Origin of the sequence: Chitinophaga polysaccharea, assembly GCF_902150045.1 — a bacterium.
Taxonomy (GTDB): domain Bacteria; phylum Bacteroidota; class Bacteroidia; order Chitinophagales; family Chitinophagaceae; genus Chitinophaga; species Chitinophaga polysaccharea_A.
The window spans coordinates 1,323,599-1,343,182 of record NZ_CABFVU010000002.1 but is presented as its reverse complement, the minus strand read 5'-3'; the positions used below and the strand labels follow the sequence as shown (position 1 = coordinate 1,343,182).

At 48.4% G+C, this 19,584-nt stretch carries 13 protein-coding genes; 9 read left to right on the top strand and 4 right to left on the bottom strand.

Annotation, left to right across the window (positions count from 1 at the left end; translation table 11 throughout):
- Nucleotides 1–7: 7 nt before the first annotated feature.
- Nucleotides 8–2,386 (bottom strand): ABC transporter permease, encoded by a 2,379-nt coding sequence (locus FN124_RS20120; protein ID WP_142686542.1) that lies wholly within the window; start codon nt 2,384–2,386, stop codon nt 8–10.
- A gap of 444 nt (nt 2,387–2,830) precedes the next feature.
- Between FN124_RS20120 and FN124_RS20115 the strand changes: the two genes are divergently transcribed.
- Nucleotides 2,831–4,669 carry a hypothetical protein gene (locus FN124_RS20115; protein ID WP_142686541.1) on the top strand — a complete coding sequence of 613 codons (1,839 nt, stop codon included), beginning with the start codon at nt 2,831–2,833 and terminating at the stop codon, nt 4,667–4,669.
- 66 nt (nt 4,670–4,735) lie between these two features.
- Here FN124_RS20115 and FN124_RS20110 read toward each other — a convergent pair whose 3' ends face one another.
- The gene (locus tag FN124_RS20110; RefSeq protein WP_142686540.1) at nt 4,736–5,317 is read right to left on the bottom strand and encodes an RNA polymerase sigma factor; all 582 of its coding nucleotides are present in this window, start codon (nt 5,315–5,317) and stop codon (nt 4,736–4,738) included.
- Between the two features lie 372 nt (nt 5,318–5,689).
- Between FN124_RS20110 and FN124_RS20105 the strand changes: the two genes are divergently transcribed.
- The 6 genes from FN124_RS20105 (at nt 5,690) to FN124_RS20080 (ending at nt 16,274) form a co-directional block, all read left to right on the top strand.
- Nucleotides 5,690–9,052: a SusC/RagA family TonB-linked outer membrane protein gene (locus FN124_RS20105; RefSeq protein ID WP_260607530.1), complete on the top strand. Its 3,363-nt coding sequence runs from the start codon at nt 5,690–5,692 to the stop codon at nt 9,050–9,052.
- Between the two features lie 17 nt (nt 9,053–9,069).
- Entirely contained in the window at nt 9,070–10,497 is a 1,428-nt protein-coding gene (locus FN124_RS20100) for a RagB/SusD family nutrient uptake outer membrane protein (protein ID WP_142686538.1), read from the top strand.
- 20 nt (nt 10,498–10,517) lie between these two features.
- Entirely contained in the window at nt 10,518–11,405 is an 888-nt protein-coding gene (locus tag FN124_RS20095; RefSeq protein WP_185937282.1) for a substrate import-associated zinc metallohydrolase lipoprotein, read from the top strand.
- 26 nt (nt 11,406–11,431) lie between these two features.
- Nucleotides 11,432–12,817 carry a DUF4302 domain-containing protein gene (locus FN124_RS20090; protein WP_185937281.1) on the top strand — a complete coding sequence of 462 codons (1,386 nt, stop codon included), beginning with the start codon at nt 11,432–11,434 and terminating at the stop codon, nt 12,815–12,817.
- 21 nt (nt 12,818–12,838) lie between these two features.
- Nucleotides 12,839–13,240 (top strand): hypothetical protein, encoded by a 402-nt coding sequence (locus tag FN124_RS20085; RefSeq protein WP_142686535.1) that lies wholly within the window; start codon nt 12,839–12,841, stop codon nt 13,238–13,240.
- 421 nt (nt 13,241–13,661) lie between these two features.
- The gene (locus FN124_RS20080; protein ID WP_142686534.1) at nt 13,662–16,274 is read left to right on the top strand and encodes a putative LPS assembly protein LptD; all 2,613 of its coding nucleotides are present in this window, start codon (nt 13,662–13,664) and stop codon (nt 16,272–16,274) included.
- 175 nt (nt 16,275–16,449) lie between these two features.
- Here the strand turns inward: FN124_RS20080 and pdxR are convergent, their stop codons facing one another.
- On the bottom strand, nt 16,450–17,913 hold the full coding sequence (gene pdxR, locus FN124_RS20075; protein WP_142686533.1) for a MocR-like pyridoxine biosynthesis transcription factor PdxR: 1,464 nt from the start codon (nt 17,911–17,913) through the stop codon (nt 16,450–16,452).
- Nucleotides 17,914–18,000: 87 nt separating this feature from the next.
- Here pdxR and FN124_RS20070 point away from each other — a divergent pair, with 87 nt between their 5' ends.
- Together FN124_RS20070 and FN124_RS20065 are read left to right on the top strand one after the other, a co-directional pair.
- Nucleotides 18,001–18,441 carry a carboxymuconolactone decarboxylase family protein gene (locus FN124_RS20070; protein WP_142686532.1) on the top strand — a complete coding sequence of 147 codons (441 nt, stop codon included), beginning with the start codon at nt 18,001–18,003 and terminating at the stop codon, nt 18,439–18,441.
- Between the two features lie 20 nt (nt 18,442–18,461).
- Nucleotides 18,462–18,893: a GNAT family N-acetyltransferase gene (locus FN124_RS20065; RefSeq protein WP_185937280.1), complete on the top strand. Its 432-nt coding sequence runs from the start codon at nt 18,462–18,464 to the stop codon at nt 18,891–18,893.
- Between the two features lie 98 nt (nt 18,894–18,991).
- Here FN124_RS20065 and FN124_RS20060 read toward each other — a convergent pair whose 3' ends face one another.
- Nucleotides 18,992–19,558 carry a YceI family protein gene (locus tag FN124_RS20060; protein ID WP_142686530.1) on the bottom strand — a complete coding sequence of 189 codons (567 nt, stop codon included), beginning with the start codon at nt 19,556–19,558 and terminating at the stop codon, nt 18,992–18,994.
- Nucleotides 19,559–19,584: the final 26 nt, after the last annotated feature.

The window sequence follows — 19,584 nt, the reverse complement described above, 5'->3', positions numbered from 1 at the left end:
TTTAAGGCTATTCTGCCCGCATACTTTTCACGGGATCTGCCAATGCGGCTTTCAATGCCTGGTAGCTGATAGTGCCGATAGCAATAACAAGGGCAATGAAACCGGATAAGGCAAATACCCACCAGCCAATACTGATCCGGTAAGCAAATTCCTGTAGCCATTTGTGCATAAAATACCAGGCGACGGGAGTAGCTATTACAAAGGAGATAAGCACCAGTTTAAGGAAATCTTTGGATAAGAGGTTTACGATATCTGTTACAGATGCGCCCATTACCTTACGGATACCTATTTCCCGGGTACGCTGCAAGGCACTGTAGGAGGCCAGTCCGAGTAAACCGAGGCATGAAATGATAATTGCCAGCACGGCGAAGTTGAGAAAGAGTTTACCAAAACGTTCTTCAGAACGGTATTGCCTGTCGAAGAATTCATCCAGGAAAAAATAATTGAACGGGCGGTTAGGCATCAGCGTTTTCCACTTACGTTCGATGGCGGCAATAGTGCCAGACAGGTTGCCGGGCGCCACGTTCACCGATACCATATCGCAATCCTGCGGTTCCATGCGCATAGTGAGCGGTTTAATATTTTCCTGGAGAGAGCGGAAATGAAAATCTTTCACCACGCCGATAATGGTACCGGTGTGGCCCCATTGGCGGTAACTTCTGCCGACGGCTTCCGCCGGGGTAGCATAACCAAATAGTTTTGCCGCGGCCTCGTTGATCACCAGTGCATGCGAGGAATCGCTGCCGAAATCACGTGAAAATCCGCGGCCGGCCACTATCTTCATTTTATACTGTTGTAAAAAATTATAATCCACAGAATACAGGTCCAGGTTAGCTACCTGCATATCTCCCTGTTTATTCTGAATCTCTGAATAAGCCCCATTTATTTGGCCACCGGGAATACCTGAAGAAACGGATACCGAGGTCACTTTCGGTATATCCGTGATCGCTTCGCTGAAGCTATGCTTTGCCGGATCGCCGTGGGTGTCTATCACCAGCACCTGTTCTTTATTAAAGCCCAGATCTTTATTATGCACATAGTGCATTTGAAGATACACCACGATAGTGCCTGTAATTAATGCAATGGAAATAGCAAACTGCGTTATCACCAATCCTTTGCGCAGGAAGATGCCCCTGGTACTGGTAGAGAAACGGCCTTTCAGCACTCTTGCGGGCCTGAAAGCCGACAACACCAGCGCCGGGTACGCGCCTGCCAGCAATCCTATGCCTATGGCGGCTACCAGTAAAACCCCAATGTACCAGGCATTGGCAAACAAGCCGGTACTAATGGTTTTACCCGCCAGCAGGTTAAATGCGGGCAACAGGGCTACAAACAATATCACTGTAAACACAAAAGCCATCAGGCAGAGTAATATACATTCTCCTATAAATTGCCGGATCAGTTCCACACGGGTGGCGCCCACAACTTTACGAATACCGATCTCCTTTGCCCGTTCCACCGATCTTGCCGTAGTAAGATTGATAAAGTTAATGCAGGCAATAAACAGGATAAAGATGGCTATAACGGAAAAAATGTACACATTGGTCATGCTGCCATTTTCAAAAGCGGGCCTGTCGGAATGCAGGTATATCTGCTCCAGCGGCTGTAGCGTAATAGTATAAAACATCTTTGCCTTTCTTCTTTCGTCGCCGTTATGACGTTCTACAAAATCCGGGAATTTGGCCGCTAGCGCAGCAGGATCCGTATTGGGCTTCAGCAGCAGGAAAGTAATTGCGCCAAAATTGCCCCATGACTTATCTAAGCCTGGGTTTAGCTTTGTCAGTGTGCACATTGACACCAGCATATCTGCCTTGATCTGTGAATTCTGCGGCATATCTTCCATCACCCCGGTAATTGTTGCAGGCATCAGATCACCGGTAAGCAACACGGTTTCTCCAACCGGATCTTTGTCCCCGAAATATTTCTTTGCTGCTGTTTTACTCATCACTATACTGTTCAGCTCTTTCAGCGCAGTAGCGGGATTGCCGTATACCAGTTTGAAATCAAATACACGGAAGATGGATGAATCGGCAAATAATGAGCGCTCTTCCTGGAAGCTCAGGTTCCCTTTCTTCACCAGCAGGTTGGCGTTACTAAAGCGGGTAAAGGTTTCTATCTCCGGGAAATCGCGTTGCATATTCGGAGCAAACGGCCAGGGTGTAATACCTCCCCTGATGGTTTCACTGGGTGTTTTTACATCACAGGCGACCTGGTAAATACGGTTTCCTTTGCTATGAAATTTATCATAGCTCAGTTCAAAATGAACATAAAGGAAAATGAAGAAGCAGGCAGTAAGGCCAATGGTGAGGCCCATTACATTGATAAAAGAAAAAACTTTATTTCTCCAGAGATTGCGCCAGGCAATTTTGAGATAGTTTTTAAGCATGGGCAGAAAGTTGGAAGTTGGGAATACCGGTCACACAAGCCGGGGAAATGCAGCGAACAAAATGCCAGCGGGGCGAAGCATTAAAATCAGGGGGAATTGAATAAGGGGAATTTATAATTTGTCCGGATTTAATACAGGGGATGTCCGGAAATGGACATGGGAAAGCTATCTTCTTTCATGTTGCTCAACCTAACCGGGAAGACAAACGCCTTTATCCCATCCCTCCCGGATACCCTTCCGTTTATCAGCACTTTCCCGCCACCGCGTGATATCTACGCATTCCTGAATTTGCGCAGTTATCCTCTTGATGGCGAATGAATTTAGGTGGAGCTTTGCTAAAGCAGCAGGCGCCATTACAACTGTACCAACAGCTCCAAAATTTATGATAACTAACACCCCAAAAAGCACCTGCTCCTGTTTCCGATAACCCCAAAATAAAATGTCATGAGCTACCAGTTCAAAGGCAATTTAAAAGGACTTCTGTGCGACAAATACTGCATAGAAGCCATTGCCAACGTTAAGATCAGGCTTTACCGGGCTGCAGTTTCACGGGAAGTGATCCTGCAGGCCACCGCCGCGGAAAAGGAAACCTTCCATGAAGTATCTGCGGAAGAAGCCAAAAAGAAAGCCGGCAACCTGCTGGCGGAAACCCTCACCGATGCAGAAGGCAACTTCTCCTTTACACTGGGGCGGGACAGCAAATATGAAGGCGAAGCATTCGACATCGACTTCGAATGCGGCAATGTGCCGCGCCCCAAACCCTATCCGGGCCCGCTGCCCACTTTACAGTTCCACATCACCACGCTGCAACCCCGTTGGCGTGCGCAGGAAAATGATTTCCTCGCCTCCTGGGAATATTTGATCCCCAGCCGGTGGTGGTGCCTTATCAGGGCTAAATATGATGCGTGGGTAATTTGCGGCCGCGTGGTCAACTGTAAAACCCAGAAGCCCCTGCAAGGCCTGCGCGTAGCCGCCTTTGATGTAGACTGGCTCCAGGATGATCCGCTCGGCAGCCAGCTCACTGATGCCAGCGGTCATTTCCGGATTGATTATACCATGGCCGATTTCAGCCAGACGCTCCTTTCGCCCTGGCTTAACGTGGAATGGCCCGCCGGACCGGATCTTTACTTCAGCATCACAGAACCGGTGTCCGGTGCTGTATTGCTGAAGGAAGACCGTAGTACCGGTCACCGTGCAGACCGCACCAATCGCGGCCCCTGCTTTTGTATTGAGCTCTGCGTACCGGACAACATCACTCCCAACAATGAAGTACCCGCCCTCTTCGAAAGAGTAGGCGCCTACGACATTGGTCCCACCGCGGCCCAGTTCGATGCGCAGGGATACACTACCGATGTGCCCCGTCTCTCTTTCTATGGCACGCTGGATCTCAACGGCACCCTGCCCAGCGGTACCAACTCCAATGAAATGGAATACCGCTTCCGCATCATCAATGCCGATACCAGCTATGAGCTCAGCGCTGCACAGGTGCTCAGCGCACTGCTGCCATTCAAGATCGGCGAACTGCTGAAGCAAACCGGTCCCACCACCTGGACGCACGATTCCGTAATTGTTACCCCTGCCCTCAACAGCGCCGGCGAAGTATGGATCCCTGTGCCCCGTGGCAACAACCTGACCACCGGTATCTTTACGCCTACCAACGGTGTACTGGCCATCCTCAATACTTCGCAACTGGCGCTCAATGCCGCCGGCACCGCCTTCGCAAGGGATAATTTTGATCTTACCGCTCCTTCCGTGCTCGTAGCCGGCAATGCGGTACCTCCTGCGCAAAGAGCCAATGTTCATACTTTCAAGATTATTTTCGAAGCAAGGAAAGTTGGCACTACTACGCTCACCGCCGTCAATACACTGGAGAAGATAGTAGTATCCAATGTAAATTATAAACAAAGAAGGCACCCGGGCTGGGGCTATACCGGCGACGAAAATATTGCTGCTGCAGCGATGCTCGAAATCGGTGAAACTACCGGCAGTGGCCACGGCTGCGGCGGTATTACCACCACCGTTACCGCACAGTATACCATTGCACATCCGCACATCGAAGCATTTACTATCCGCTTTGAAGGAAACCCGGTACTGCCGTCTGCTTTCAATGGCGAACCACCACCGGCCGCAGCAGAATACCATAACAACAGCCTGGTGTTTTCTACCACCGGCATGGAGCCATGCGCGTATATCCTCTGGCTTGACCTGCAACTGGGTCTTACCAACGGCTACCAGAAAATACCGCTGATACATGATCACATAGCTTTCTGTAAAACAGCATAGCAAAAAAAAGCAGCGAAGATGTTCTTCGCTGCTTTTTTCTTTTTTAATTATTTACAGGAGATCTTTTCAGGACCGCTTCAAAAGATACAGGAGCTGAAGCAGGGTAAAATCGCGGAACTGTTCGCGCAAACGCTCATGGGCCCGGTAGATCAGTATGTTGGCCACCCCAGTGCTCATGTGCATGATCTCTGCAATCTCTTCGTAGGAAAGCTCCTCATAATATTTCAGAAATACTGCTTCCCGCTGCCGGTTAGTTAAAGCGCTGTGCAATGCATTGGCTTTCACCATAAGTTCCTCCATGCGCTCTTTCTTCACTACCGGGTGCTCACAGGTAAGATCAAACCGAAAAGGAATATGTTCCCCGCTCAGTTCCTCTTCATGCCGGGATGGATTATACTCCAGCCTGCGGAGCAGGATGCGCCGGAAGGAAAGATACAGGTATTGCTTCACTGCCGGCGGACGTGTAATACGCTCCCTGTTCTGCCATAGCTTCAGGAAAAGATCCTGCATGCTTTCTTCTATGCATACATTATCGGGCGTAAATTTAAATCCGTAATTCGTGAGCGGGGAATAATACTGTTCATATAATCCTTCCAGGGCTTTTACATCTCCTTCCTTATAGGAGTACCATAATTCATTATCATGCATGATGTTGGAATGATGGGATTAGTTCCATAGAAAGGAAGCAAAATACAGCAAAAAACGTTTACGGCAAAATGCGTGACCGCTGTCATAACAAATTGACCGTTCCTCTTTTTTGCTTCAGATGGTATTATAATTTTAGTTAAATTAGCTTCATACACTATGATAAATGTACCGATGTAGATAAGATCCCGGTAAGTTTGTTTTTTTTGTTCGGAGCCATTTTAAATACTGCCGGGAAGCGATAGTGATATCAACCAGAATAAGACTAATCCTTATTACCTCTTTATGCATTCAACCAAAAGATGTAGAAAGCTGGGGGCATTTCCCTACTCCCCTACATTGCCCGGATTATATTCAAATAAATCGCTGTTAACTATGAAGCTACTCTCCCTTTTTCTGCTCGCGCTTTCATTGCAGGCAAGCGCCAGGGATTCCCTGGAAAAACTTCCGCCTGATGCATTGCGGCAAACCTCAAAACCAGCGGGCCCTGTACATGGCATCGTCCGTAATGCCAAAGGCGAACCCTTGCCCGGCGCCTCGGTAAAAATAAAAGGCTCCACCAGGGGCGCGATCACCAATGCGGCAGGTGCATTTGACCTCGATGTACCGGATGGCGCCACACTGGTAATATCTGCCGTGGGCTATAAATCCAGGGAAGTAAGGGCTACCGCCAACCTGGTGATTGCCCTTGAGGAAGATGTAACAGAACTCGGCAGTGTGGTAGTAACCGGCTTCCAGAACATTGACCGTAAAAAATTTGCCGGCGCAGCCGTTACCCTTAAAGCAGATAACGTAAAAATAGACGGTGTGCAGGATGTGAGCCGTATGCTGGAAGGCCGTGCTTCCGGTGTAAGCGTACAAAACGTTTCCGGTACATTCGGCTCTGCACCTAAAGTGCGTATCCGCGGCGCTACTTCTATCTCCGGTGAAAACAAACCACTGTGGGTGGTAGACGGCGTGGTGCTGGAAGATATCGTGAATGTATCCAACGAACAGCTTTCCAGCGGCAATATCAATACACTGCTGGGCTCCGCAGTAGCAGGGCTGAACTCCAACGATATTGAAACCTTCGACATCCTGAAAGATGCCGCAGCCACTGCCCTTTACGGCGCCCGCGCCATGAACGGCGTTATTGTTATCACTACCAAAAAAGGTAAAGCAGGCAGGGCGCTTATTTCCTACACCGGCAACTTCGGCGTACAACTGAAACCCTCCTACGAAAATTATGATATCATGAACTCGGCCGACCAGATGTCGGTGTACGCTGAACTGGAACGTAAAACACTGCTGGAATATGCAGAACAGATCAACGAACCGACCTCGGGTATTTACGGTAAACTGGGCCGCCTTCTCCAATATCCCGACGGCAGTGATAAGTTTGCAGTGCTCAATACCCCTGAAGGCCGGCAAAAATGGCTGATGCAATATGCCAACGCCAACACCGACTGGTTCGATATCCTGTTCCGTAATTCCCTTCAGCAGGAACATTCCCTCAGCCTGTCTACCGGCAGCGAAAAATCACAGCTTTATCTCTCCACCAGCTTCTTCAACGATGCAGGATGGACCATTGCTGATAATGTGAAACGGTATACCGTGAACATGCGGGCCAACTATACCCCTAACAATAAACTGAGTTACGGGTTGCAGATCAATGGTAACGTACGCCAGCAACGCGCGCCAGGCACGGAAGACCGCGTATCAGACGTGGTACAGGGCACCTATTCCAGGGACTTCGACATCAACCCCTTCTCCTATGCACTGAGCACCAGCAGGGCGTTAAGGGCATACGATGAAAACGGCCAGCTGGAGTACTTTACACGGAATTTCGCACCGTTTAACATCATCGATGAAACCAGGAATAATTTCACAGACCTTAACGTGATCGATTTCAGGTTGCAGGGTAACCTGAACTATAAATTCAATAATCACTTCAGTTACGATTTCACCGGCGCTATCCGTTATGCCAGGACCAGCGCGGAACATAAATCAAACGAAAACTCCAATGAAGCCAATGCCTACCGTGCCAACGGCAATAGCATCATTAACCAGCGGAATAAGTTCCTTTATAAAAACCCAGACTTCCCTAACGACCCGGCAGTAGTAGTATTACCCTACGGAGGGTTTTACCGGAGAAATGATGTGGAACTGAAAAACTATACGTTCCGTAACCAGTTCACCTATAACCAGTCGTTCAACGACGATATGCACCAGCTGAACATACTGGCCGGACAGGAAGTAAAATATGCCGACCGCCAAACTTCCAACAACGTGGGTGTAGGCTACCAGTACAACAGCGGCGGAACACCTTTCGTGGATTATCTCTTCATCAAAAAAATGACGGAAGGCAATAAAACCTATTATGGTGTAAGCAATGAATACGATCGCTTCATCGCATTTTATGCCAATGCCGCCTATACGTATAAAAATAAATATACGCTCCAGGCTACGGTGCGCGAAGATGGTTCCAACAGGCTGGGCAGCTCTCCCAATGCCCGCTGGCTGCCCACATGGACGGTGGCAGGTAACTGGAACGTTGACCAGGAAGATTTCCTGAAAAATTCCCGCGCCATCAGTCACCTGATGCTGAAAGCCAGCTACGGGCTGAACGCCAGCACCGGCGCTGCTACCAATACCACCGCCATACTCCGGTCGTTTGTAACCGCCAGGCCCTATCTCACCGATCAGCAAACAGCCATCCTGATACAGGCACTGGAAAATTCTGATCTTACCTGGGAGAAAAAATATGAACTGGATCTTGGCGCCGATGTTGGTTTCCTGGATGAAAGACTCGGGTTCACCTTCGATTACTACCGCAGGAAAAGTTTTGACCTTATCGGCCTGATCAAAACTTCCGGCGTGGGCGGACAGGTTAACCAGTTTGCCAACTATGCCGATATGAAATCGCATGGTATTGATGTAGCGCTTACCGGCAAAATCATCGCGCAGAAAAATGTGGGTCTCACCAGTACCTTCATCTTCAGTTATAACAACACCCTTATCACCAATGCCAAAAACAACCCGGTGATCTTCAACCTCGTGGGTGAAGGCGGCGGTGCACTGGAAGGCTATCCTGTACGCGGACTGTTCTCCCTGCAGAACGCAGGACTGGACCCTAATACAGGCGTGGCGCGTTTCATTAATGATACCGGCACCGTATCGCCGGGCGTATACCTGCAAAGTCATAATGTAAAGTACCTGAAATATGAAGGCCCTGCGGATCCTACCGTCACAGGCGGATGGAGCAATACTTTCCGTTATAAGGACTTCTCCCTCAGCGCACTGATCACTTACCAGGCAGGAAACAAGATCAGGCTTACACCGGTATATACCACCAATTATACCGATTTCAATTCCCTGCCAAATGAATTTAAGGGAAGATGGAGTTTACCGGGAGATGATAAGAAAACAAATATTCCTTCCGTGGCCGACATCTACACACAAACGGACCTTTTGTCGAATACCGCCTATCCTTACAACAACTATAACTTTTCCAGTGACCGCGTAGCAGATGGTGGTTTTGTAAGATTGAAATCAGTGACCCTCAGCTACCAGATCCCCGCGCCATTGCTGGGTCGTATCGGGTTAAAAGGCGGATCGCTTACGGCTACGGGAAATAACTTGTGGCTCATCTACGCAGACGAGCGCCTGCACGGGCAGGACCCGGAGTTTTATAACACCGGCGGGGTAGCATTGCCTGTCAATAAACAGATAACCGTTTCCCTGAGGGTAAGCCTTTAATCCAAAAAGTATTGATTATGAAAAAACTACTCACTTATATAGGCTTGTTTACCGCCATCCTGGCGGCACCGGGCTGTAAGAAATACCTGGAAACACTGCCGGATAACAGGACGGTGATCACCACGCCTGCACAGGTAACCCAGCTGCTCACCACTGCGTACCCGCATGCCAGTTATATGCTGTTCTGCGAAGCGATGAGCGATAACGTGGAAGATAAAGGCAACACTGGTGTAGGTATTGATCCGCAAACATTCCTGATCAACACCCAAACTTTCAAGTACCAGGATGCCGATGATATTTCCGCTGATGGTCCCATTGCTTACTGGGATTCCTGTTACGCCGCTATTGCAGTGGCTAACCAGGCATTGTCTTATTGCAGTGGCCCCGACTCAGCCAACTACTCCGCGCAAAAAGGCGAAGCCCTCGTATGCAGGGCATATGCACATTTTATGCTGGTTACCCTGTTTGCAAAAGCATATAACCCCACTACCGCTGCCAGCGATCCGGGCGTACCTTATATGACCACTATCAGTACTTCTGTATTTAACAAATACGACAGGGGAACCGTAGCTGCCGTATACCAGAAAATTGAAAGTGACCTTACTACGGGCCTGCCCCTGCTGAAAGACGAACTGTATGCCAGCGCCCCCAAATACCATTTCACCCGGCAGGCTGCACATGCTTTTGCTGCAAGGTTCTACTTATTCAAACGGGATTATGCAAAAGTAGTGGAACATAGCACCGCTGTTTTCGGCAGCGCCAGTCCGGCTAACCTGATCCGCGACCAGGATGCGTTCTATGGTATGTCTTACGACAATATGGTGCTCTACTATAACCACGCTTCCAATCCCGCCAATATCCTGCTGCAGGAGGCGCCGGGCACCAAATACCCAGATAACTATTATAGCTACCGTTATGGTATAGGCACGCAGATCAACCAGGAATACTTCCTTTCGAATAACGTAACGGGCGGCAACCTGGCCATGTCTATCTATGGCTCAGGGCCTCAGTATTTTAACTTCCCTAAATTCAAAGGCGATGTCACTGTAATGTCGCTTCTGAGCATGGATGAAGTGCTCCTGAACAGGGTGGAAGCCAATATCCGCTTAAAGAATTACAGCGCAGCCATTACCGACATGAATACCTGGGTAAGTAAAAACATTTCCAATTACAACCCTTCCAGGCACAACGTTACCATTTCAAAAATGATGAACTTTTACGGCCTGCCGCAGGATGAATCCATGATTGAAACGGCGCTTTATATGAAAAGGGTTACTTACATGCAGGAAGGTCTCCGCTGGTTTGATATTCTCCGTTTGGATATCCCGGTAGTACACACCGGATCTCCCGGCTTCAGCACTACCCTGGCCCCGGGCGATAAAAGAAGACTATTACAGCTGCCTGCAGAAGCAGTGAACGACGGAATGGCACTGAACCCGAGATAAACCCTTTAAAAATGACATTCATGAAGCTACATATCATCTCCGGCATCTTCCTGTTACTGTTCATGGGAAGCGCCTGCAAAAAAGAAAAGGTAAACCTTACCACGCCACCGGTTGGCCTGGGCGGCGATTCAACCGCCACCACACCGGAGGATATTTTTATACACGATAGTCTTACGGTGCCTTACAACATCGCCGTATATTACAAATGGCTGCCTGGGCAACTGGATTTTCCTTATGAAATTGTTCCGCCCAAGGCGGAAAAGATCATCCCGGCGTTGAAAGCATTGCTGGCCGTTACTTTCCGGCCTTATAACGAGCAAACCGGCAGTACAGTTTTTTTAAGAAGATACCTGCCGAAAACTTTTAAGGTAGCAGGGTCTGCACAATTTGAAAGTAATGGTACCATCATCCTGGGGCAGGCGGAAGGAGGTACTTCCATGGTACTCTTTGAACTGAATAATTTCACCACCCAGGCAAAGGACTCCAATATCCTGAAGCGGATGGGACATACCATGCACCATGAGTTTGGCCACATCCTGAACCAGAATATAATGGTACCTCCTTCGTTCAAACAGATCACACCAAGGTATACTGGTAATTGGTACAATATCTCCGACCAGGAAGCGCGCATGGATGGGTTCATTACCGCTTACGCGGAATCGGATCCGAATGAAGATTTCGTGGAAATGGTGGCCTCCCTGCTGATAGGAGCTGATAACGGCAACGATGGATATGATGATTACGAAAAGATCCTGGCCGACCAGACCGATGGACCGGGTACACCGGGATATGAAGCTATCAAAGCTAAAGAAGCAGCGGTAGTGGATTATTTCGCAAGGTCGTGGTCTATTGATTTCTACGCGCTGCAACGTAAATGCCGCAGAGCGCTGGCCGCCTATTATCAATAATTGTTGATCACCCTGAATTATTATTTATGAAAAAGATATGGATATACTATTTCCTCAGCATAGCAATAATCCTCTCCGGATGCGACAGGAAATCAGACCTTAATATTGACGGGATACCAACGGATGTGAGAATAGCACAGGCCCTGGCAACCTATCAGCAAAAACTTACGGACGCTCCCTTTGGCTGGATCGTTACGGAATATACCAATGGCACCTCTACCAATGGAGGTGTTACCCGTAACGGACCAAAATCGGTGTTTTCCTATTATATGAAATTCGATAAAAACAGCCAGGTGTCTATGCTGTCGGATTTCAACATTGGCGCCGCCACTGTTTTTAATAACACCAGTTACCGCATCAAAGCCACGCAGCGCCCTACCCTGATCTTTGATACCTACAGTTATGTTCATCTTCCCTGCGACCCGGATCCTGGTGTGTCCAACGGCCCGTTCGGATCAGGCTTTGGCTGGGGAACCGATTTTGAGTTCGCCTTTGCGGATAATGTGCCGGCGGCAGAATTGGGAGATACCATCCGCCTGAAAGGAAACCTGAACCATGCGGAAGCCATTATGGTGAAGGCTACCCAGGCAGAACAAACGATGTTTAACACTAACGGGTTTGGCTCTTACAGTACTTTTAACAAGATACTGCAGTACTTCAAACGGGTAAATGCCGGCGGTACTGTGTTTGAAATCACTCCCGGTGTAGGCGGCAGATCTTTCGATATTAAAACAGCCGGCAGCCAGGTAATCACCAATGTTGGCTGCCAGTACACGGCTACCAGTATCATTTTTGATAAACCCGTAACCATCGGTTCCCTGGCCGTTAAAAGCCTCGATAACCTGGTGTGGAATGCCGGCGCCGGTACTATCAGCACCAATATTAACGGCACTACGGCCAGCACCATTGTGCCAGCTATTGCGCCATTGTCGCCGGAACCGGATGTTGCCCTTAACTTCTACATAGAAGGTTTGGATAACCCCTGGCTTACAGCTCCAGGCTTCCATGTAAGAGGAATAGATGATGCCTATAATTTACGGAAGCTTACTTTTCCAGGAGGTACCTATTTCGCTCTTGTGTACTTTCCGGGGGCAATAAATGGGGGCGACTACGATGCTTTGTCCCCTTTCTTTACCGGTATCAATGACTATCCTTATTTGTTAGCCGGCGGGGTAGCTGCTGCTTCCCTGGATGACGACCGACTTGTACTCCAGATGTTGTACGGCGGCGACCCGACGCCCAACCCTCCTGATCTCATCGCCACCAACAGGATATTTAACACAGGCAAAACCGGTCCACCTTACATCAACCCATCGCCCGGTTTTTATATTGTGAGAAAATCAACTGACGGCGTATACGACATGGTTACCGCGGGAGATGCTTTAGGCTGGATCACATGGGCGCATCAATAATTTAATGCTAAACATACCAATATGAAAAAAATAATCTTCATAGCAAGTATCCTGGTCATATGGAGCTATTCCGGATACGCACAACAAAGCAGTCCTTCCAGGGCTGAAATAGTAAAGGCAGGCACAACAAAGAAATTGGCAGCAACAGATTACAGCCGTATTTTTCTCCCGGGTATTGAAGTATCTGAAACACAAAAAGCCCAGGTAAATAAACTGATACTGGAGTTTCTGAATGCAAAAAGAGCATTGAATGCTGAAAACCGGAAAACGCCGGGAATATATGAACAGCAGCAACCCACTTTGTTCAACAACTTTAAAGCGAAGCTCGCGGGCGTACTCAGTGCAGAACAAATGAACGCATTCCTCGCCTCTAAACCGGCAACAGGGGAGAAAACAAATATGCTGCGTTCAATATTTTACTAATACAAAAGAGGCTGTATCAAAAGTAATTTTTACTCGATTTTATTCGGGTACCTGATGGAGAGAATTTTCGTTTACGCAATTCTCAGGACCTTCAGATTACTTTTGACACAGCCTCTTTTATTCTATACTTTTCTTCCCAAGTATTTCCACACGGTGCTGTTCCCCCCACTCCTTCATGGCACTGATCACCGGCTCAACTCCCGGAAACGACGCCTCCCTCCTTTATAAAATGTTAAAAGTAGGGGGAGCTTCCATTTTCCGCTGATGGTTTCCAAAGTATCTTTCACAGCCATCCCGGCGGATTTACATTCTTTTTCACTTAAATGTTCCATGTCAGTATCCTTTTTGTAACTGGTTACACGAAGCAAACATAACCATTCCGGTACTATTTTCGCTCAACGGATGCCATCCAATTGCTTACATGAAAATACTTTGCCAGCTACTTTCAGTATTACTGATTGCCCTCATTTTTATTGCCGCAGGCATACCGCATACGGCATCAGTTACTGCAATGGAGACATTGGATAGCCTCCCCGCCGATACATTGCCCGTTGCTTCGCCCGACAGCATCGATGCTCCCATCCATTACAAGGCCAAAGATTCCATTGTTATGCAGATCCCCAAAAAACGTATACTCCTGTACGGTAGCGGCGATACCAAATACAAAGAAACAAATATCACCGCAGAGCGTATCAGCTTCGACCAGGAAAATGGCATGGTGCAAGCCACCAAAGTAACCGATACTGCCGGCAAAACCATTGGCCGCCCGGTAATGACCGACAATGGCCAAAGCTTTGAATCAGACACCATGCTGTTTAATATCACCTCCCGAAAAGCAAAAATCTATAATACCCGGTCGGTTTACGGAGAAGGATATATCACCAGCCAGCAATCCAAACGACTGGCCGATAACACCATCTTCGGGTTTAAAAATACTTTTACTACCTGCGACCTCGATACGCCGCACTTCCAGTTCCGCGCCCGCAGGATAAAAGTGATCCCCGATAAACTGGTGATCTCCGGACCGGCTAACCTGGAAATTGAAGGCATTCCCACACCGCTGTTCATTCCCTTTGCTATTTTTCCTATCACCCAGGGACAACGCTCGGGGATACTTCCACCACAATATGTGGTGAACCAGCAGAAAGGTATTGGCCTGGAAAACGGCGGTTACTATATCGGTTTAGGCGATCATTTTGATCTCACCATGCGGGGGGATGTGTATTCCTACGGAAGCTGGAGCCTTACTGCCAGTCCTACCTACCGGAAACGCTATAAATACAACGGAGGGCTTAACCTGAGCTTTGCCAATACCCGCTTTGGCGACCCTGCGGTTAAATCGGAGTTCAGCACCTCCAAGGACTTCCGCGTTACCTGGAACCATAGCATGGACAGTAAAGCCCGCCCCGGTGTGAACTTTGGTGCGGCAGTGAATTTCGGAACATCTTCCTATAACAAATACAATGTGTATGACTACAATACCCGTGTAAATAATAACATCGGATCATCCATTACCTTTTCCAAAACCTGGCAGGGCAAACCCTATAATCTTACCATGGGTTTGAACCACTCCCAGAACCTCAGTACCCGCGATGTGTCTATCTCCTTCCCCGATGCTACTTTCACGGTGAACACCATTTACCCTTTCCAGCCAAAGGAAATGGTAGGCACGCCGAAGTGGTATGAAAAAATAGGGATCTCCTATAACACCATCCTGCGCAACCAGGCCAGCTTCAAGGATTCCCTGTTTGGCAAACAGGCTATGTTCGATGCCATGCAAACAGGCATGCAGCATAATATTCCTATTTCATTTTCTATCCCGGTGTTTAAAACCTTTACCTTATCACCTGGTATTAACTATACAGAGTATTGGTACACCAAGAAATTTGTGCGTAAATGGGATCCCAATAAGTGGAACCAGGGGCTTGACACATCAGGCGCCATTGACACTACTTATGTTCCCGGTTTCTACAGCGCACGTGATATCAGTGCCAGCATGTCGTTATCGACCGCTATATACGGTATGTACACATTCAAAAAGACCTCCAGGATAAAGGCGATCCGGCATGTGATGCGACCCACGCTGAGCGCCAGTTACCGTCCGGACCTGTCCGGCAAATATTACCATGAGCTGCAGTATAACGCTGCGGGCGACAAACAAATGGTATCTGATTTTGATGGTGCCATCATCGGGGTGCCATCTCCAGGCGCTTTTGGGGGTATTAATTTTGGATTGGATAATAACCTGGAGATGAAAGTATTTTCCAGGAAAGATACCACGGGACATCACGAAAAGAAAATAAAACTGCTGGATGGTTTCGGGATCAATGGCAGTTACAACCTGGTGGCAGATTCCTTTAAGTTATCAACTTTCAGCCTATACGCCCGTACCAACCTGTTCGACAAACTGAATATCTCCGCCAGCGGGAACATTGATCCATACCAGGTGGATGCCCGCGGCCGCCGCCTTGATAAATACGTGTGGCAGCAGGGCAAGATCAGCCTGGGCCGCCTCACCAACGCCAGCATTTCCATGAGCACCTCCTTCCAGTCGAAAGACAAAAAGAGCGTTGCCAAAGAACAGAAAATAGATTCCTTACAAAACATGCAAACCGGCGACGCCGCCTTTGCTGCACAACAACGGCAACTGGCACAGGTACGCAACAACCCCGGCGAATATGTGGACTTTGACATCCCGTGGCGCTTAGATCTTTCCTATAGCCTATCGTATACCAATACCATCATCCCCGATTCCGGCGGTGTAGTAAAGCGCATTACCCAATATGTAAGTTTTAATGGCGATTTCAGTCTTACACCCAAATGGAAGATAGGTTTGAACAGCGGTTTCGATTTCACCAATATGCAGATCGCTTACACCAACATGTACATCTCGCGGGACCTGCACGATTTCAACCTGTCCATCAACCTCATCCCGTTTGGCACCTACCGGCAGTTCAGTTTCACCATCAGCGCCAAAGCGGGGCTGCTGCGGGATCTGCGGCTTAACCGCACCAGGCAGTTCTTTGATCAGTAGTCGCCTTCGGCGATGCGGATTTTGTCTTGGAACACTGATTACGCTGATTTTAATGATTAGCCTGATTTTATTTTTTAGATTTTATTTTTCCCACTTATCTTCCCCGGTTATCAAATTCAAAAAAACATCAAAGCAATCACTTAAATCAGCGTAATCAGTGTTCCAAGACAAAATCCTATTTCAGCACCTTCTCCAGGATTGATACCGCAGCAGTGATTTCTTTGTTGTTGAGAGAAGCAAAGCCAAAGCGCAGCGCGTTCTGCGGGGCAGTACCATAGCTGTATTGATCGCCGCTACTCATTTGTAATCCCAACGCAGCGGCTTTGGCTGCAATTTTTTTCAGCGGGTATTTTTTTGAGAAGCGCAACCAGATAGCCATTCCGCCGGAAGGCGCCGTAAATTGCACGGCGTTGCCAAGCCTGGTGCTTAGTAAATGACAAAGCAGGTCGCGTCTTTCTTTATAAATTTTATTTGATTTCTTGAGATGTCTTTCTATAGTCCCATCCAGGAGCAGGTTGGCCAAAGCCTGTTCAGAGAGGTTATCGCCGCGCAGGTCCATCAACCGGCGCAGGTTGGCGGCTGCCTGGATAAAGCTGGCCGGGGCTATCATAAAACCAATACGGATAGATAATCCCAACGATTTTGTAAATGACCCGATATAAATAACATTGCCTCCATGATCTGCACTGGCTAACGGCAAAATAGGGGCCGAACTGTAGTGAAAATCATAATCGTAATCATCTTCTATTACCGGCAGTTTATATTTCCGGATCACTGCCAGCAGCTTCATCCTGCGTGCAGCGCTCAAGGTAACCGTAGTTGGATGGTGATGATGTGTAACCAGGTACAGCATCTTTATTTTCCGTTTGATGCATAGCTGTTCAATCATCTCCACATCAATTCCTTCCTCATCTACCGGTACGCGCAACAGCTTTGCGCCAAGCTGTTCAAAGCAAAGGTCTGCAAAAATATAATTCGGATTCCCAACAATTACCAGATCATCCTTTTTAATCAGCAATGCCGCCGCCAGGTAAATAGCCATTTGTGCGCCACGGGTGATCATAATGTGCGGGAGACTGATATTCAGTCCGCGTGTACCTGAAAGATACTCCAGCATTTGCTTACGCAAGGCATCCAGGCCCGCGCTGCCGCCATACATCAACAGCTTATGATAACGCGGGCTTTCTATCACCGACCGGCATTCCTTTACCCAATCTGCAAGGGGAGCCAGCCTGGCATCAGGAAAACCGTCATTAATGATGATCGCAGTGCCGGCAGGTTTAGTTACAGGCACCTGCATGTTGAGTGCATGATAAAATGGGAAGCCCACCGTTTCCCCGTAAGGAGATATACCACCCTGGTAAGTCCTGGGACGGATCACCGGTAAATTATCCGCTACCATTACCCCCTTGCGGGGAACCGACACCAGCCAGTCCTGGCTTACCAGTTCATCATAAGCCGCAATCACCGTTTTGCGGTGCAGCTCCAGCTGTGTGGCCAGTACCCGGCTGCCAGGGAGGAATGAGCCCGGCTTCAGCAGGCCTTCCTGGATCAGGCCTATAAGGCGGTTGGCGATTTGCTGGTACACCGGGAGCTTCAGCGTTTTATCTGTTTGTATCAGTGTTTTAAAGGGCAGCATCTGGACTACTTAATAATTACAAAGTGGACTACTAAGATACTCCAGTTGCTGATAATTTTGTGAGGTCATTTTTAATAAACAACGGCTATGAAGACGAGATTTTTAATGAACGAAACGGAACCAGGCGCCTATGCTGCTATGCTGGCTATGGAAAAATATCTTAGTACCACCGGCATTGCACCACTCCACCAGGAAATGATAAGGGTACGCGCCTCCCAGATCAACGGCTGCGCCTTTTGTGTTGATAAGCATAGTAAAGACGCCCTTAAACAGGGAGAAACCACACAGCGACTGCTCCTGCTCAGCGTATGGCGCGAGTCTCCGCAGTTCACTGAGGAAGAAAGGATCATCCTGGCTATGACCGAAGAAATTACGCTGATCAGCCAGCAGGGCCTCACCGACGAAACATATGAAAAAGCTGTAGCAGCGTTTGGGCTAAACGGTACCGCACAGCTGATCATGGCTGTTAATATTATTAACGCATGGAACCGGATTGGCGTATCCACCCGCCGTATCCCGGGTCAATAATCCAATTAAAACTCCGCTATATGGTAACTGTAAAAACCGCCGGCAGCGATGCAGAACTGCTGGCCTGCAGTGAAGTGATCCTGTTTCTTCGCCCTTTCCTGGAACGGGAGCAGCTGTTATCGCAACTCAAGGATATGCAGTCTGAAAAATATGAGATCGTGTATATCACGGCAGAAGAAGATCCGTCCATAGTGGCTGCATTCGCGGGCTTCCGTCATATGAACAAGCTGCACTCAGGGAAAACAATCTATATCGATGACCTGGCCTGTTTACCTGCTTATCAGAAACGCGGCTATGCCGCCATGTTGCTGGATCATATAAAGGCGCTGGCACAAAAGGAAGGGTTACGTTTTGTACAACTGGACTCAGGGCACGGGCTGCATCCTGCACACCGGCTGTACCACCGGCAGGGGTATTATATCTCTGCGCACCATTTCTCTCAGCCTTTGTAAAGGCGGTAACGATGATCGCGCCGGCATACGCGTTGATGCCTGTCGCTTAAATGGGCGGTAACGATGATACCCGTGCACGGGCACACGGCGTATCACCGTTACTGTTTTTTAGCCTGTACATTCAGGGTTACCGTGAGCTTATCGTCAATGGCATTATCCGGCCCTACCTGGAAATCCCTCCTGTTAATGGTGAACTTACCGGCAAGCTGCAATGCCCCGGAAGATACCACTGCTGTGAACGGGAAGGCAATGGTACGTGTAATTCCCTTAATGGTGAGTGCCGCAGTGAGCTGGTAGGTAGATGGCTTATCTGTAGCTGTAACGCTGGTGGCAACAATGCGCATCACGGGAAATTTTGCCGCATTGAAATATTTCTCCTCCAACAGGTCGCGATCGCGTTTACCAATACCTGTACTGATCGTATTTACGTCTACAGTGGCGTCTATCGCTGTTGATTTCAGGTTGGCCGGATCGAAACGGATGCTTCCCCTCAGCCCTTTGAAATAACCATTGACAGTAGATGTAAATATCAGGTGATTGATGATGGTGAACTGTACTTTTGAACCCTGGTCGACAGGCGTATATTGCTGTGCCTGTGCAGTGATACTGCAAATTGCCAGGAGGCATAACAGCCATATACGGCTTACGTTTGCGGATGTTTTCATAGTTACGAAGTTGATCAATTCCCCGC